Raw genomic sequence first — 17,248 nt, 5'->3', positions numbered from 1 at the left:
AAAGGTCCTGCCGCATGTGCGGCGGGACCTCTGCGGCCGGGACTTTCAGGAGCAGGTGAAGGAGATCAGGACCAGCCGCTGGAAGGGCCGGTTGCCGGTCTCCCGGCACTGCGCGGCGGCGAAAGCGGAGAGGTCGCTGGGGGCGGCATTTCCGAGCCCGACAAACAGCACTTCGCCGCGGCCGGACAGTTCAGCGGCGGTGACGGGGGCATCCAGGCCCCACAACGTCCCGGACTCTGCCGGCGTTTCCTCCAGGGACAGGTCCTGGACGCCGTCGAAACGTTCCGGATAGGCAAGCACCATGTCACGGAGGTACGGCTCGCCGAACACCATGGCGGCGGGTTGCGGCGCCTGCTGATCCAGCAGCGCCGCAATCCGGCGTTCGGTATCGGCCGGCTCATTCACCAGGCTCTTGAGTGTGAGCTGCGGGACCAGGCTGCAGCAGATAACTCCAGCTACCACCATGGGACGGAGCCATGTGTGCTTGGCGGGAAGCCTGGAAATCCCCAGTCCTACCAGCAGGGCAAACGCAGGGGCGGTGAATGTCAGGTACCGGGCGACGTAGACGGGCTGGGCCACGACGCTGACCAGCAGGAGCCCGGCAACGGGGACTGCTACGCCTGCCAAGCACAGGACCAGAAGGGGACGCAGGGCAGTGCTGCGCCGGGCGGACCAAAGGCCCCACGCCAGCAAGCCAATCTCCACCACGCCGAGGAGCACCACAAACGCCAGAACCCATTGCGGAGGCATGTTCCCGGTGGGACGGTCGTCGCCGTAAAAGTACTGTTTGACGGCCGCGGTCATCAGGTTCTGCAACAGGGAACGGTTCTGGATCCAGTCCACCTGTGCCTTTTGCCCCAGGGCGTAGATCAGGAACGGCAGCACACAAGCCCCGGCCGCGGAGCAGGCCACCAAAGTGGCCAGCATCCGGCGCCGGAGTATGACCGCTGCGGCTGCGTGCGCCGCGACGGCCAAGCCGAAGAACATGAACATCCATACGCCCACCACTGCGCAGAGAGCGTAGAGGACCCAGTCGAGGATCCGGTTGGACTCCCATGCCCGGAGCAGCAAGAGGGTGAGGGCCACGGCCAGCAGGGCGGTGAAAGCAGACTGCCGGGCCTCGGTTCCGGCCCACACCATGCGGGGAAGGACGGCCAGCACCAGGCCGGCGGCAAAACCCAGGGATTCGGACCCCAGTTTCCGCCCGATGAGGGCCGTCCCGGCGCAGGCAAGCCCCACCGCAAACGCCGACGGCATCCTCATGGAAATTTCCGAGAAACCAAAGACGGACGTCCAGAAATGCATGATTAGGTAGTAGAGGCCGTGAACCGCGTCCACCGACTGCAGCAGCAGAAGCAGCTCTTCCGGAGACCGGCCGGCCGCGGAAATGGTGGCGATCTCGTCATCCCAGAACGAGGGAATCCACGATCCTATGAACGCCGCGCAGAAGCCCAGCAGGCCCAGGGACGCCGGCATCCACCACTGCGCAGCAGCCGGGCCCGGCACTGCGGCCAGCCGGGAGCGTCGTCCGGCAGCATGGCCGCTGACCCTTTGGCTCTCCACCTATAACCCCCTGAAGACTGCTGGTTCCCTGCGGCAAGCAGCCGTACATTCGTTCACGATTGGAAGGACAATTGCCGGGAAAATACTGCCCGGCACACCTTGCGACGATACAGGCCCTTCCGACGTTAAACCTCATCCTGCAGCCACACGGGTAAGCTCAACTCCATGGAGGAGACCCAGCCCCCGGGGCGCCGAGGACGGTCCCGACTGGTGGTTCCCAGCCGCAGCGACATGCTGCTGCGGAACTTCACGGAGGTCATTGGCGGTCCGCTGGGCCGCAGATCGGACCCCGGCGTTATTTCACCCGGGATATTCACCGTGGAACGGGTCCTGATCCTCCTCACCCTTGCCGCCGCGCTCGTCGGCGTCCTGCTTAAAGGCTATTGCCGCGCCAATGGCTGGGAGTCCCCCACCCAGTTCTACGCCACCTGCTATTCGGATTTTCCCGAGCTTTTCTCACACCGCGGTCTGGCTGAGGGAGGCTTCCCCGTCCTCACCAATCAGTTCGAATATCCCGTCCTCATAGGACTGATCGCCGGGCTGACGGCGTGGCTGGTCCCGGGAACCGGCGTGACGGACGGACGGGTCCTGGCGTATTTCGACATCAACGCGGCACTGTTGGCAGGGGCGGCCATGATCGCCGTCCTGGCAACAGCGAGGATGTCAGCCCGCCGGCCCTGGGACGCAGCGATGGTGGCCCTGGCCCCGGGGATCATTCTCGCGGGCACCGTGAACTGGGACCTGTGGACGGTTTGCCTGCTCGCTGTGGCCATGTACTTTTTCGCGCAGCAGCGGCTGGTGCCGGCCGGGATCCTGATCGGACTCGCCACGGCCACCAACCTGTACCCGTTGCTGCTCCTGGCAGCCATCCTGCTGCTCGCCCTTCGCACCGGCCGGCTCCGCGCCCTGCTGGTCACGGGCGGGGCGGCGGCCGGCAGCTGGATTGCAGTGAACCTGCCGTTCGCGGCCACAAACTTTGACGGCTGGGCCCACTATTTCAGGTACACGGCTGACCGCGATGCGGGCTACAGTTCGCCCTGGTTCGCCTACAACCTGGTGGCCGGCAGGCTGCGCTGGCCAGAGCTGAGCCCGGCCGCTGTGGACCTGCTCTCGCCCGCACTCCTGGTGGTGGCATGTGCCGCCATTGCCGTTATTGCCCTCAACGCTCCCCGGCGGCCCCGCCTTGCCCAGGTGGCCTTTCTTCTGGTGGCCGCCTTCATCCTTACCAACAAGGCGTATTCCCCGCAGTTTGTGGTGTGGCTGATCCCGCTCCTGGCGCTGGCGCGGCCCCGGTGGCGCGATTTCCTGGTCTGGCAGGGAATTGAGGGCCTGCATTGGGCCGCCGTGTGGATGTACCTTGGACAGGTGACCAGCGCAGGCTCCTCCCAGCACAACCTGGATATGCCCTACTACGTCCTCGCCGTGGCTGCCCACATGTTTGCGGTGGCCTATCTCATGGCCCGCGTTACGTGGGACATTTATGACCCGAATTATGATCCCATCCGGCGCCACCACACCGATGATCCCCATGGCGGGCCCTTTGCCGGCGCGCCGGACGGATTCGGTTGAGCCTGCGCCGGCCGGCGGATTCACTCCTGCCCTGGAAGGAACCTTCGAATGCCTGATGTTGTGGTGGTGGGAGCCGGCCCCAACGGGCTGGCGGCAGCGGCAGTCATGGCCCGCGCCGGACTTTCGGTGGAGGTCTTCGAGGCAGCCGCTTCCATCGGCGGCGGGACACGCACCACCGAACTGATGCAGCCCGGCCACTTCCACGACGTGTGCTCGGCTGTCCATCCGATGGCCCTCGCCTCGCCCTTCTTCCGGGCATTCGAACTGGCCCGCCGGGTGGAAATGGTCACCCCGGAGATCTCCTACGGTTCGCCGCTGGACGGCGGACGCGCCGCCCTGGCCTACCGGTCCCTCGACCGGACGGCAGCGGAACTCGGGCGGGACGGCGCCGCCTATCGCAGACTCATGGCGCCCCTGGTCCGGAACGTGGACGGGATCATGGACTTCACACAGAACCAGCTCTTCCGGATTCCGCGCAACCCTGCAGCCGCCGGTATTTTTGGGCTGCGGACCATGGAACAGGGAACGGGGGCCTGGAACGCCAGGTTCCGCGAGGAGAACGCTCCCGCCCTGCTCACCGGCGTTGCCGCCCACGCCATCTCCCGCCAGCCCTCCCTCGCCGGCGCCGGTGCCGGACTCATGCTGGGCGCCCTCGGGCATGCACAGGGATGGCCCATCCCGTTGGGAGGCTCCGTTTCGATCGCTGCCGCACTTGCCGAGGATTTTAAGGCGCACGGGGGCGCCATCCATACGAACGCTCCGATAGACAGGCTTGCAGACCTTCCCACTGCCAAGGCCACGCTGCTCAACGTTTCGCCGCGCGGACTGGTCGCCATGGCCGGCCAGTCGCTGCCTGACGGCTACCGGCGGGCCTTGGAGTCATTCCGCTACGGAAACGGCTCGTGCAAGGTGGACTTCATCCTGTCCGGGCCGGTGCCCTGGCAGGCGCCCGAACTGGCCGACGCCGGCACGGTCCATGTAGGCGGTACCAGGAGGGACCTGGCCCATTCAGAGAATGAGGTCAATGCGGGCCGCCATCCGGAACGGCCGTACGTCCTGGTGGCACAGCCCTCGCGGTTCGACGCCGGCCGGGCGCCGGAAGGACACCACACAGTGTGGACCTACTGCCACGTTCCGGCAGGTTCAACCAAGGACATGACCGAGGCCATCACCGCGCAGCTGGAGCGTTACGCGCCGGGCTTCCGCGACCTCATAGTGCAGACGAATGCGGTCACCGCCGCTGGATTGGCCGAATACAACCGGAACTACATTGGCGGTGATTTCAGCGTGGGGACCATGGACCTGCGGGGCCTGGTCCAAAGGCCGGTGGTTTCCCGTGCCCCATGGCGCACCCCCTTGCACGGCGTGTACCTATGTTCGTCATCCACTCCGCCGGGTCCGGGGGTCACCGGAATGCCCGGACTGCACGCCGCGACACATGCCCTTAAGGACATATTCGGGATGGGAGTGCCGGCGCTGGGAATGTCGGCTTCGCGAGGAAAGTGAGCCGAAAGGCACCCGTCGCAATGTGGGCAAAAGGAGTGGCGAAACCGGGGCATAATGGCGCGATGGGGAAAAAAACAAAACTTTCGGCAGCCGTAGCTGCGCTCATTCTCGGAACATCGCTGGTAGCCTGCGACGACGGCCGCAGTGGTGCCGAGGCGGCAGCCTCACAGCTGGCCACCGCCGTTTCGGGTCTGGATATCGCGTCGGTGGAGTTCGACGGCAAGGATGCCGGAGCTGCCAACGACCAGCTCAAGACCGTTTTTGCTGCCCTTGATCCGCAAAAGCCCACCGTCGAAGCCGGCGAACTCACCCTGGACGGCGACAACGCGTCGTCGCCCCTGAACTACACCTGGTCATTCGGTGACGCGCAGTGGAAGTACACGGTGTCGGCCAAATTCAAGAAGTCCGGCGACAAGTGGCTCACAGTCTGGGAGCCAGCCCTCCTGGTGCCGGGCCTCGCGGATTCCGAAATCCTGACCAAGGGTGCCCAGTCTCCGCAGCGCGCCGATATCCTCGGTGCCGGCGACGTCCCGCTGGTCACGTACCGCCCCGTGGTGAACGTAGGTATCGACAAGCCGCAGCTGGGTGCTGCCGATCCTGCCGATTCAGCCGGAAAGCTGGCCGCTTTGGTTGGCATTGATCCCGCCGGATATGTGGAGCAGGTCAAGGCATCCGGTGCCTCCGCCTTCGTGCCGGCAATCACCCTGCGTGAAGAGGGCCGGACCATCACGAATGAGCAGATTGCCGCCATCCCGGGCGCACGGGCCATTCCAGCGTCCATGCCGCTGGCGCCCAGCCGGACTTTTGCCCGCGCTGTGCTCGGCTCCGTTGGTGAGGCGACCGCTGAGCAGATCGAAGCCTCGGAAGGAGCGCTGACGCCGGGCGATGTGACGGGCATCGGCGGCCTGCAGCAACAGTACGACGAGCAGCTGAGGGGGACGGACGCCGTCGTCATCCGCGCCCAGCGTGCAGACCTGACCCGCGAACAGATCCAGTCGTCAGCCACCGACCCCAGGCGCGTGCTCTTTGAGGTGGCGCCGACGCCGGGGACGCCCCTGAAGACCACCCTGGACCCGGGGCTGCAGACGCTCGCCGAAAGCACCCTGGAAAAAGTGGGTCCCGCCTCCGCCATCGTGGCCCTGCGCCCCTCCACCGGAGCGGTCCTTGCGGCCGCCTCCGGGCCGGGCAGCAACGGCTACAACACCGCAATGCTGGGGCAGTACGCCCCGGGCTCGATCTTTAAGATGGTGGACTCGCTGGCGATGTTCCGCAACGGCCTCACTCCCGAATCCAAGGTTGAATGCACGCCTACCCTCACGGTGGACGGCCGGACGTTCAAGAATGCGGAGGGGTATCCCGAGGGTTCCCTCGGTTCCGTCACCCTCCGCGATGCCTTCGCGCATTCCTGCAACACCGCCTTCATTGCCGCGCGTGACAAGGTGTCTCAGGGGCAGCTCGAAGCGGCAGCCATGGCCATGGGCCTGGCCGTGGAGGCACCCGCACTTGGGGCGGAGGCATTCCTCGGTTCCGTCCCCGCCGAAGCAGCCGGAACCGAGCATGCCGCCTCCATGATCGGCCAGGGCAAGGTACTTCTGTCACCGTTGGCGGCGGCGATGATGGCAGGTTCTGTGGCCAAGGGCGCGCCTGTCTCGCCGCAGCTGGTCCTGAACCCCGACGGCGGTGCTGCCGCCGCCGGGACCACCAGCGGTTCCACAGCTCCGGCCGCCCAGCCGTCTGCGACGGCGACAGCTGAAGCACCCTCGACGGCGTCCGGCCAGCCGATCACGGCGGCCGAGGCCGCTTCCCTCGCGGACATGATGCGCGCCGTCGTCACCTCCGGACACGCCGGGTTCCTCTCGTCCGTTCCGGGTGAGCCCGTGGGCGCCAAGACCGGCACCGCCGAGTTCGGCAAAGAGAATCCGCCCAAGACCCACGCCTGGATTGTGGCCGTGCACGGAGACCTTGCCGTGGCCGTCTTCGTGGAGGATGGCGGACTGGGAGCAACAACATCCGGGCCGCTGCTGAAGGAGTTCCTCACCGCCGCCGGCTGACCGTCAACCCGACGGGCCGCGTGGGAAGATGGACTGCGTGGCCCATATTGACGTTTCCGGTATCGATTACTTTCTCTCCGACGGCACGCAGCTGCTGAACGGGGTGACCTTCAAGGTTCCGGATGGCACCAAGACGGCGCTGATCGGACCCAACGGGACGGGAAAAACCACTCTTTTCCGGATCATCGCCGGCGACCTCACCCCGGACGAGGGCGTCATCGGACGGTCCGGAAACATGGGCATCATGCGCCAGTTCGTGGGCCAGGTCCGGGACGAATCCACCGTGCGTGACCTGCTCGTGTCCGCAGCACCGCCTGCCTTGGCTGCCGCCGCCCGCGAGGTTGACGAGGCCGAACTGGCCATGATCGAGCACGACGACGAACCCACCCAGATGCGCTACGCGCAGGCCATCGTGGACTGGGGCGACGCCGGAGGCTACGACGTGGAGACCGTCTGGGACGAGGTCTGCATGGCCGCGCTGGGACTCCCCTTTGACCGCGCGCAGCACCGCCCGGCGTCGAGCCTCTCCGGCGGTGAGCAAAAGCGCCTGGTCCTGGAGGCACTCTTCGCCGGACCGGACGACCTCCTGCTCCTGGACGAACCGGACAACTACCTGGACGTGCCCGGTAAGCGCTGGCTCGAGGACAAGCTCAACGAGTCCAGGAAAACCGTCTTCTTCATCAGCCACGACCGTGAACTGCTGAACAACGCCGCCGGGCGCATCGTGACCCTGGAGCCCGGAATCAACGGCGCTGCGGCCTGGATCCACGGCGGCGGATTCGGCTCCTACGTGGAGGCGCGCGCTGACCGGAACGCCCGTTTCGAGGAGCTCCGCAAACGCTGGGACGAGGAGCACGTCAAGCTCAAGGAACTCGTCAATATGTACAAGAACAAGGCTGCCTTCCGCTCGGACATGGCCAACCGGTACCACGCGGCCCAGACCCGCCTCGCGAAGTTCCTCGAGGCGGGCCCGCCGGAAGCGCTGCCCATTGAGCAGAACGTGCACATGCGGCTCAAGGGCGGCAGGACTGCCAAACGCGCCATCGTGGCCGAACGGCTGGAACTGACCGGGCTCATGAAGCCGTTCTCCACGGAAGTCTGGTTCGGCGACCGCGTGGGCGTCCTCGGCTCCAACGGCTCGGGCAAAAGCCACTTCCTCCGCCTGCTGGCCACCGGGGGCACCGACCCCGAGCGCGAGCACCTGCCGGTATCTGACGTCGAGATCGCCGAAGTTCCCCACGAGGGCACGGTAAAACTCGGGGCCCGCATCCGGCCGGGATTCTTTGCCCAGACCCACGTGCGCCCGGATCTCCTGGGCAAGACACTGCTCGAGATCCTGCACCGCGGCGACGAGCACCGTTCCGGTCTTGGCCGTGAGGCCGCCGCCGGGGCGTTGGACGGTTACGGGCTGGCAGGACAGTCGGAGCAGAAGTACGAGTCCCTCTCGGGCGGCCAGCAGGCACGGTTCCAGATCCTGCTGCTGCAGCTTAGCGGAGCCACCCTGCTGTTGCTGGACGAGCCCACGGACAACCTGGACCTGCACTCCGCGGAGGCGCTGGAGCGGGCCATTGACCACTTCGAGGGGACGGTCCTGGCGGTCACGCACGACCGCTGGTTCGCCCGCACGTTCGACCGCTTCCTGGTGTTCGGCTCCGACGGAAAAGTGTACGAATCAGACGAGCCGGTCTGGGACGAGCAACGGGTGGTGCGCGCCCGCTAACCCCGGACGCTCTCTCACCTTTCGCGGGTTTTCCCGCGATGCCCCATCAGCTTTCGCGGGTTTTTCCGCGACGCTCCATCACCTCTCGCGGTTTTGTACCGACACCGGCCTTGCGCACGCTGGTGATTAAATGATCATTAATTGCTAGCATTTGATCATGAAGACGGACGAGCGGCATCGCACCATTGCAGAGATGCTGCGCAAACGGTCCGAGGTCAGCGTGGATGAGCTGATCCTCGCCTGTGATGCGTCCGGGGCGACGATCCGGCGCGACCTTGAAGTCCTGGCCGCCAACGGTGTCCTGCGGCGCATCCACGGCGGAGCCAGAAGCCTCATAGTCCACGGCGGGAACCCGGGTTACGGCCAGCGCGAGCTGGAGGACCAGGACGTCAAGAAGCGGATTGCAACGGCCGTTGCCAAGCTTTTGCGGGACGGTGAACACGTATGGCTGGACAGCGGCAGTACGGCCACGGAGGTGGCACGCGCCGTGGCTGGCAGGGACCTGACGCTGATGCCCATGTCTCTACGATCGCTCAATGCTGCAGCCGGTGAGGAAGGCGGTGCCGGTGTCCGCCCATCGCTCCTCTTGCCCGGCGGAAACCTGGTCCCCGGGGAACTGTGCTTCCGGGGCCCGCTGGCAGAGTCAAACATTCGGTCCCTGCGTTTTGACACCGCCGTTGTTACGCCCTGCGCGGTGGATTTCAAGGACGGCCTGCTTGCGCACGACCTGGAGGATGCGGCGGTAAAACGCGCAGGCCTCGAAGCCGGCGCACGTGTGGTGCTGGCAGCCGCTGCGGCCAAGTGGCGCGCGCACGCAAGGGTACTTGTGGCAAGCCTGGAGCGGGTAGATGTAATGGTGACGGACAAAGATTTCAGCGCCGAAGAGCGCGCACAACTCGATAAATACTCAGTGGAAGTAGTGAATGTATGAGCCTGAATACCGGCACGGCACATGAAGCGGGATTAAAGGCAGCAGCGGTGGCCACATTCGTGGTCTTTGGCATCAACGGCCTGGTCTTTGCGAGCTGGGCTGCACGAATTCCGGCAGTCACCGAAACGCTGCAGATCACCTCGGGCCAGATGGGGACGCTCCTGCTGTGCACCGCCGTCGGCTCACTGCTCGCGCTGCCCACGGCCGGCCTGGTGGTGGGCCGGCTGGGAACGGCCAATACTGTCCGTTTAGGCGGGCTGCTGGCCGCCGCAGCGGGTACCGGCATCGCCCTGTCACTGGCCGTCGCATCGATTCCCGGCACGGCCGTCTCCCTGTTCTTCTTCGGCATCGCCATCGGCCTGTGGGATGTGTCCCAGAACATTGAGGGGGCCGACGTTGAACACAAAATGCGCCGCACCATCATGCCGCAGTTCCACGCAGCATTCAGCGGCGGCGCCTTCGTGGGCGCGCTTATCGGCGCGGGGCTTTCTAACCTGGGCGTGGACCTTCCCGTGCATCTGCTGGTCATCGTCGGCATCGTCGTTGTGGTCACCATGATCGCTCCCCGCTACTTCCTGCCACACATCCCAACTGCCACCCCCGCCGGCGAAGCGAAGCCCGCCAAGGGACCCTCCGCATGGCGGGACAGCCGCACCCTGCTCATCGGTGTTGTGGTCCTGGGGGCGACCCTGACAGAAGGCGCCGGAAACGACTGGATTGCCAAAGCATCGGTCGACGGACTCGGAACATCAGAGTCAACCGGCGCACTGATGTTTGCCCTCTTCGTCCTGGCCATGACAGCCATGCGGTTCTTCGGCGGCCAGGTCATCGACAAGTACGGCCGCGTTGCCGTGCTGCGGGCCAGCATGGCGGCGGCCGCCGCCGGTCTTTGCCTCTTCGTCCTCGCCGGGAACGTTTGGCTGGCCGCAGCTGGTGCTGCGCTGTGGGGCGTCGGAGCAGCGCTGGCATTCCCAATGGGAATGTCCGCCGCGGCCGACGACCCGAAGCACGCCGCCGCAAGGGTATCCGTTGTATCCACCCTCGGTTATATCTCGTTCCTCGCCGGTCCTCCCCTGCTGGGGTACCTCGGGGACCTCACCGGCATCCACCTGGCGTTGCTTGCGATCCTGGCGCCGATTCTCCTGGCACTCTTGCTCGCCGGTGCAGCCAAGCCGCTCAAAACGAAGCAGGCGGCTGAAACCACGTAAGCCGCTGGACCTGCGAGAGCGTTCCGAGTTTCGCCGCCATAAGTGAGAGAGCGTTCCGGGTTTCGCCGCAACAGGTGATGGAGCGTTGGGGTTTTAAGCCCCAAAGGTGATGGGGCGTCCGTGCCTGCCATGGCGGTAGGGTGAGGGCATGCACAGCACATGGCGTAAAAGCCATCGATGGATCGGCCGCCTGGATAAATACCTTGTAAAGCATGTTTCCGATCTGCCGGGCGGCAACCACGACGACTTTTTCCGCAGGCTCTCGGCTTCGGGCAATCATGGGAAGCTCTGCATTGCGGCGGCCGCCGTGATGGCCGCTTTCCCGGGAAAGACCCGCCGGGCAGCCCTGCATGGTTTGCTGGCCCAGGCTGTTGCATCGGCTGTGACCAACGGCGTCTTCAAAACGCTGCTCCCCCGCACCCGGCCGCTGCCGGAGCATCTCCCGGTGTTCAGGTTCGTCCATCCCCAACCCACCAGCTCCTCCATGCCGTCGGGACACTCCGCGTCAGCCGTGGCGTTTGCCGTGGGAGTGGGCCTGGTCCGGCCCGCCCTAGGCGCTGCCCTGGCGCCGGCCGCCCTGGGGGTGGCCTACTCCCGGGTCCACACCGGGGCGCACTGGCCCTCGGACGTCTTCTTTGGCTCAGCGCTGGGGGCAGGAGCAGCGTTGGTAACCCGCAGGTGGTGGCCGGTCCGTCCACCCTTCCCGCAGCCCGCGCGGACCTGGACGCCTGCGCCCGAATTGCCGGGAGGCGAGGGCCTGAGCATCGTAATGAACACCCTGGGTGGCTCGTTCAGGGAAGAGACGGCCGCCGCACTCAAAGAAGTATTCCCGAAGGCGCATATCAACACCGTTCAGCCCGAGGATGAGCTGCTGGCGCAAATCGCTGCAACTGCGGACTGGCCGGGCACCCGCGCCCTCGGTGTGTGGGGAGGCGACGGCACGGTGGGCGCAGCGGCCGCGGCCGCCGTCGAACGTTCCATCCCCCTCCTGGTCCTCCCGGGCGGGACGCTCAACCATTTTGCCCGCGACGCAGGAACAGGAAGCCTCAAGGAAGCCGTTGCGGCCGCCTCCAGGGGCGAGGCCGCGTTGGCGGACATCGGCATTGTCGCCGTGGAGCGCGGGCTCGCGGGACAGCCTGAAGTCGCGAAGCTGATCATGTTGAACACGTCCAGCATCGGCCTCTACCCGGACCTGGTGCGGCGGCGCGAGCAGTTGCAGTCAGCGCTCGGGAAACCACTCGCCGGCGTTGTGGCGATGATCAGGACCTTCGCCGCGGGGACGCCCGTCACTCTCACGGTGGACGGTGTCCTGCACAAGGTGTGGATCGCTTACCTGGGGCGGGGCCGCTACTATCCCCGGGACCACGCGCCGCTGCTCCGCCCGGTCCTGGACGACGGGGTCCTGGACGTCAGGCTGATCACGGCCGATGAATCGTTTGCGCGGCTGCGGCTCCTGTGGTCGGTGCTGACCGGAACGGTGGCAGGTTCGCGGATCACCCACCTGAGGGAGGCAACTGAGGTCCGCATCGACGCCGGCGGGGCACCCATGGCGTTGGCGGTGGACGGCGAGGCCTTGGCCGGTGTGCGCAGCGTGAAGTACAGCGTGGTTCCCCGGGCCCTCGCCTACTACACGCCCCACTCCTAGGAGAGCGGGCCGCCTGTTGGGCTGACGGTCATCCACGGGGACTACCCTGAGTTGCCCCTGAATCATCCCTGAGACAGGCGAAATGGGGCATCGGCATCGGTAGCGTAAGGGGTACACCGCGTACCTGAACCCATCCGCAGCCCTGCGCTGCCGTCCGAAGGAACATATCCATGATTGAGGCAAAAGACCTGGCCAAGGTCTATGGCGCGAAAACCGCCGTGGCCGGAGTCAGTTTCACTGTCAGGGCAGGGCAAGTCACCGGCTTCCTGGGCCCCAACGGCGCCGGTAAATCCACCACCATGCGCATGATCATGGGACTGGACCGGCCAACGTCGGGATCCGTCACGGTGAATGGGCTGCCCTACGCGCACCACAAGGCGCCGCTCCACGAGGTGGGTGCCCTGCTGGACGCCAAGGCCGTGCACACGGGCCGCAGCGCATACAACCACCTCCTGGCCATGGCTGCCACGCACGGCATCCCCAAGGCGAGGGTCCATGAGGTTATTGAGATGACCGGCCTGGATGCCGTGGCAAAGAAGAAAGCCGGCGGCTTTTCGCTGGGTATGGGGCAGCGGCTGGGCATCGCCGCCGCCCTCCTTGGCGACCCGCAGACGCTCATCCTGGACGAGCCGGTCAACGGCCTGGATCCCGAAGGCGTCCTCTGGGTGCGGAACCTGGTCCGTTACCTGGCGAACCAGGGCAAAACCGTCTTCCTCTCCTCGCACCTCATGAGCGAAATGGCCCAGACCGCCGACCACCTGATCGTCATCGGCCGCGGCCGCATCATCGCCGACGCCCCTGTACAGGAAATCATCGCCGGCACCCGCCAGTCCAGGACGCTGGTCCGCACGGACTCCGCCCCGCAGCTTTCTTCACTGCTGGCAGGAGACGGAGTCACCGTGGACCAAAGCGAACCGGAAACCCTGACGGTGACCGGCATCGGGCCGCGCGAAATCGCGGAGGTGGCGCTCCGCAACGGTGTCCTGGTGTACGAACTCACGCCGCAGGTTTCGAGCCTGGAAGACGCCTACTTCGACCTCACCAAGGACGAAGTTGAATACCACTCGCACCTGACCGGAGGGCCTGCCCTGGCCTCCCCGGCGACGGCAGGAAAGTAAGGACCATGAGCACCCAAACACCAACCGCTGCCGCCCCCGCCCGTTCCTCGGCAGGGTCCCACGGCGTCACTTTCGGCGGCGTACTCCGCTCCGAATGGATCAAACTCTGGTCCCTGATGTCCACCCGCATCCTGCTGTTGCTCACACTGGTGGCCATCGTGGGCGTGGGAGCCCTGGCCGTCCTGATCCGCTACACATTCCTGGACGAGATGATCCGCAATGCGAGGGACCAGGGCCAGACCCTGACCCCTGAAATGATGGAACAGACGTTCCCGCCGGGGTCCGGATTCGACCTTTACAACCTGCCCAACGCCGGCCTGCAGATCGGCATCCTGGTCCTCGGATCCCTGGCGGTGCTGTTCATGTCCTCCGAATACGCCACCGGCATGATCCGTTCCACCATGAATGCCGTTCCGCGCCGCACACCGGCCTTCGTTGCCAAGGCCATCATTCTTGCGGTGATCTCGTACGTCATCACCACCATTGCGGGCGTGGCCACGTTCCTGATCGCCATGCCGGTGTTCCAGGGCATCGGCTTCGACCTGGACTGGTCCACCGACGGTGTGCTGTACAGCATCTTCACCGGCGGCCTCTATGTGGCGGGCGTTGCCCTGATCGGACTCTCGCTGGGAACCCTGCTGCGGAACTCGGCCGGCGGCATCACCGTCCTGGTGGGCATCTTCTTCGTCCTGTCCATTGCCGCGAGTTTCCTCACGCTCATCCCCGGCGACTTCTGGAAGTACGTTCCGCAGTACATTCCGAGCGACGCCGGCGGACGGTTCCTGTCCATTGGCCACACGGACGGCGTGATCGATCCATGGCAGGGCGGCCTGATCTTCCTGGGTTACGTGCTGCTGTTCCTCATTCCGGCCATGATCGTGCTGAAGAAACGCGACGTCTGACCCGTATGAACCAGGGGGGACCAGCAATGGACGCGGCAGCCGGACAGGCTGACGCGTCCTTTGCCGAGCTCACGGCCCGCCGCCGGGGACTTGTCCGGCGGTATCTCTACCAGCACCCGCGCGTCATGGATGCGGTGGTGGCGCTGGGTTATGCACTGCTGGTGACGCCGACAGTGGTTGATGCCGTCATCTCCGGCAACTGGCCCGCGGCAGCCCTGCTGGCGGTGGTGGCGGCAGCGATGTTCCTTCGCCGGGCCCACCCGGTAGGCCTGGTGGCCTTCGTGGCGGTGGTGGAGGTGGCCGTTACGCTGCTGCATCCCTGGGGCTCCAACGTCTCCGCCGGGCTGTGGTTCTCGCTTTATGCCGTGGCCGTGGTCCACACCCGCCGGTTCGCGCTGATCACCATGGCGGTGGCCACCGCGCCGCTGGCCCTCCTCTACCTGCTGGCCGCCGTGGGTACCCACACCCACCCCATGGAAAGCTCCTTCGTCCACGACGTGGGGGCCAACCCGGGCGACTTCAACCTCCTGACCAGCATTGCCACCGGTGCCAGCATCGCGCTGTCCAACGTCATCGCCACCGGCATCGGCATCGGCGTGAAGCAGCGGCGGGAACACGAGCAGGAGGTGGCGGCCTGGGCGGCACGGACAGCCCGCCTGGCGTCGGTCAACGAACGGAACCGGATCGCCCGGGAAATGCACGACGTCGTTGCCCACTCGCTGACGGTGATGATCAGCCTGTCGGACGGGGCCGCCGTCGTTGTCCGGAAAGACCCGGGACGCGCCGGTGACGTGCTGGGCGAGCTGTCCCGGACCGGCCGCACCGCCCTTGCCGATATGCGGCGTGTACTGGGCGTCCTTCGGGATGATGCCGGCGCAACCGCCCCCAGGCTGCCGATCGCCGCCGGGAACAGCCTGGCCAAGCTGCTGGAAGGGTTCCGCACGGCCGGGCTGCCGCTGCATTACTCCCACAGCGGCCCGGCGTTGCCCGATGACGCCGCCTTCCAGCTCACCGTCTACCGGATCGTCCAGGAGTCGCTCACCAACGTGCTCCGCTACGCCAGGTCACTGGGCCGGGTGGACGTCAGCATCGTCCGGTCCGGTTCCACGGTCACCATTGAAGTGCTCGACGACGGCGCGGGGGTTCCGGGGCAGCAGCCCAGTGAGGGAGGCGTCCAGGGCGGCTCCTACGGAACCGGCCAGGGGCTGGCGGGGATGGCGGAGCGTGCGCGCATTTACGCCGGCACGGTGGAGGCCGGTCCAACCGGCCGCGGCTGGCGCGTCCACGCCGTGCTGTGCTGGCCGGGCGATGACCAGCCGGAACTCAGTCCCTATCCGCACGAACTGCAAGGCAAGGTATGACCGAAAACGCCCCGATCACCGTCCTGCTGGTTGATGACCAGCCCCTGCTGCGGATGGGTTTCCGCCTGATCCTGGAAGGCGAGGAGGACCTGCGGATTGTGGGTGAGGCGTCCGACGGCGCCGAGGCCATCCGGCTGGTGGGCGAGCTGAACCCGGATGTGCTGCTGATGGACGTCCGGATGCCTGTCCTGGACGGTATCGAGGCAACCCGGGCCATTACCGCCACCGGCTCCTGCGCCCGGATCATCATCCTGACCACGTTCGATGTGGACGAGTATGCCTTCGCCGGTCTCCAGGCAGGTGCGTCGGCCTTCCTCCTGAAGGATGCGGCGCCGTCGGACCTGATCAATGCCGTCCGCGTGGTGGCCAGCGGCGACGCCGTGGTGGCGCCCCGGATCACCCAGCGCCTGCTCGAAACGTACGTCCGCGGCTCGGCCCGGCCGGCACCTGCCGCGCCCGCACCGGACCCCCTGCTGGCAGACCTCACGCCGCGGGAGACGGAGATGCTGGAGGCGATGGCTGAAGGTCTTTCCAATGCTGAAATTGCCCACCGCTACTTCCTGTCCGAGGCCACCGTCAAGACGCATGTCCGCCGGATCCTCACCAAGCTGCACCTCCGCGACCGCGTCCAGGCAGTGGTCTATGCGTATGAGACCGGCCTGGTGGTCCCCAGCAACCCGGACTACTGATACAGATCTATGCACGGCTGATACGGACCTATGCAAGGCACGCGTGGTGGCCTTTGATGGAGTCATGACCACTTTCCGCACGCCCGAAGATCCCGGCGCGGACGGCAGACAGCCGCATCCGAACCATGACCGGGGACTCGACTTCGACCTGTCAACGATGATGAGCCGCCGTTTCCTTGGAAGGTTCCTTGGCGCGGGCGGCGCCGTGGCAGCCCTGGCTGCCTGCACGCCCGGGCAAGGCACACCAGCCGGCCGGTCGCCGTCGTCCGTTTCCCCCTCCCCGGCCGCCCCGGCACCTGGCGGGATAGTGCCCGCTCCGGCCAGCCCCACGGTAACCCGGGCGATTACAGAGTGCGGCGTAGACATCCCCAAGGAAACGGCAGGGCCCTTCCCGGCCGATGGCTCCAACGGACCGGATGCACTGACAGCCTCCGGAGTGGTCCGCCGCGACATCACGTCAAGTTTCGGTGCCTTTTCCGGCAAGGCGGAAGGCGTCCCGCTGACCTTCACCCTGACACTCCTGGACAACGCGAACGGATGCCGGCCGCTGGCCGGGGCGGCCGTTTATGCCTGGCACTGCGACCGGGACGGGAAGTACTCCATGTACGACTCCGGTTTGGCCAATGAAAACTACCTTCGCGGGGTCCAGGAAGCGGACGCCAACGGTCAGGCCACCTTCACATCGATCTTCCCCGGCGCCTATCCGGGCCGCTGGCCGCACATCCACTTTGAGGTGTTCGAGTCCATGAGCAATGCCACCACGGCGGGGCAGGTGCTGGCCGTTTCCCAGATTGCCCTCACCCAAGCGGCCTGTGACGACGTCTATGCCACTTCCGGGTATGAGGACAGCGTGGCCGCGATGCGTCGCACCACCCTGCAGTCGGACAGCGTCTTTCGGAACGACGGCGGCATCTACCAGCTCGCCACGATGACCGGATCGGCAGCGCAGGGGTACACGGCGGGGCTTAACGTGACCATCTAGACT

General features: G+C 66.2%; 12 protein-coding genes and 1 pseudogene. 12 read left to right on the top strand and 1 reads right to left on the bottom strand.

Annotated elements, in window-relative coordinates:
* Positions 1-45 precede the first annotated feature (45 nt).
* Positions 46-1,563 carry a glycosyltransferase family 39 protein gene (locus AC5RWA_RS08195; RefSeq protein ID WP_494057216.1) on the bottom strand — a complete coding sequence of 506 codons (1,518 nt, stop codon included), beginning with the start codon at positions 1,561-1,563 and terminating at the stop codon, positions 46-48.
* A gap of 165 nt (positions 1,564-1,728) precedes the next feature.
* Between AC5RWA_RS08195 and AC5RWA_RS08190 the strand changes: the two are divergent.
* From AC5RWA_RS08190 to AC5RWA_RS08135, 12 genes and pseudogenes are all read left to right on the top strand, one after another.
* Positions 1,729-3,188: pseudogene (locus AC5RWA_RS08190) on the top strand (glycosyltransferase family 87 protein).
* Positions 3,181-4,638, top strand: coding sequence for a phytoene desaturase family protein (locus tag AC5RWA_RS08185; protein WP_494057215.1), 1,458 nt, complete (start codon positions 3,181-3,183; stop codon positions 4,636-4,638). Before AC5RWA_RS08190 ends, AC5RWA_RS08185 begins: the two are co-directional and overlap by 8 nt.
* A 62-nt stretch (positions 4,639-4,700) precedes the next feature.
* Positions 4,701-6,689 carry a penicillin-binding transpeptidase domain-containing protein gene (locus tag AC5RWA_RS08180; RefSeq protein WP_494057214.1) on the top strand — a complete coding sequence of 663 codons (1,989 nt, stop codon included), beginning with the start codon at positions 4,701-4,703 and terminating at the stop codon, positions 6,687-6,689.
* A 37-nt stretch (positions 6,690-6,726) separates the two neighbouring features.
* Entirely contained in the window at positions 6,727-8,409 is a 1,683-nt protein-coding gene (locus AC5RWA_RS08175; protein ID WP_079597976.1) for an ABC-F family ATP-binding cassette domain-containing protein, read from the top strand.
* Positions 8,410-8,566: 157 nt separating this feature from the next.
* A complete protein-coding gene (locus AC5RWA_RS08170; protein ID WP_494057213.1) occupies positions 8,567-9,340 on the top strand; it encodes a DeoR/GlpR family DNA-binding transcription regulator in 774 nt (257 codons plus the stop codon).
* Positions 9,337-10,548, top strand: a complete 1,212-nt coding sequence (locus AC5RWA_RS08165; RefSeq protein WP_494057212.1) for an MFS transporter — start codon at positions 9,337-9,339, stop codon at positions 10,546-10,548. Before AC5RWA_RS08170 ends, AC5RWA_RS08165 begins: the two co-directional genes overlap by 4 nt.
* 148 nt (positions 10,549-10,696) lie before the next feature.
* Positions 10,697-12,193 (top strand): bifunctional phosphatase PAP2/diacylglycerol kinase family protein, encoded by a 1,497-nt coding sequence (locus tag AC5RWA_RS08160; RefSeq protein WP_494057211.1) that lies wholly within the window; start codon positions 10,697-10,699, stop codon positions 12,191-12,193.
* A 170-nt stretch (positions 12,194-12,363) separates the two neighbouring features.
* Positions 12,364-13,311: an ABC transporter ATP-binding protein gene (locus AC5RWA_RS08155; RefSeq protein WP_079597920.1), complete on the top strand. Its 948-nt coding sequence runs from the start codon at positions 12,364-12,366 to the stop codon at positions 13,309-13,311.
* 5 nt (positions 13,312-13,316) lie between these two features.
* Positions 13,317-14,213 carry an ABC transporter permease gene (locus tag AC5RWA_RS08150; RefSeq protein ID WP_494057210.1) on the top strand — a complete coding sequence of 299 codons (897 nt, stop codon included), beginning with the start codon at positions 13,317-13,319 and terminating at the stop codon, positions 14,211-14,213.
* 26 nt (positions 14,214-14,239) lie between these two features.
* Positions 14,240-15,574 (top strand): sensor histidine kinase, encoded by a 1,335-nt coding sequence (locus tag AC5RWA_RS08145; RefSeq protein WP_494057209.1) that lies wholly within the window; start codon positions 14,240-14,242, stop codon positions 15,572-15,574.
* Positions 15,571-16,263: a response regulator gene (locus AC5RWA_RS08140; protein ID WP_275725153.1), complete on the top strand. Its 693-nt coding sequence runs from the start codon at positions 15,571-15,573 to the stop codon at positions 16,261-16,263. The genes AC5RWA_RS08145 and AC5RWA_RS08140 overlap by 4 nt, the downstream gene beginning before the upstream one ends.
* Positions 16,264-16,327: 64 nt before the next feature.
* Complete coding sequence (locus AC5RWA_RS08135; RefSeq protein ID WP_494057208.1) at positions 16,328-17,245, top strand: intradiol ring-cleavage dioxygenase; 918 nt, start codon at positions 16,328-16,330, stop codon at positions 17,243-17,245.
* Positions 17,246-17,248 lie beyond the last annotated feature (3 nt).

It is taken from the genome of Arthrobacter sp. 210 2 (genome assembly GCF_059093025.1).
Note: the sequence above shows the minus strand (reverse complement) of the source record. Positions and strands in the feature narration are given on the sequence as shown.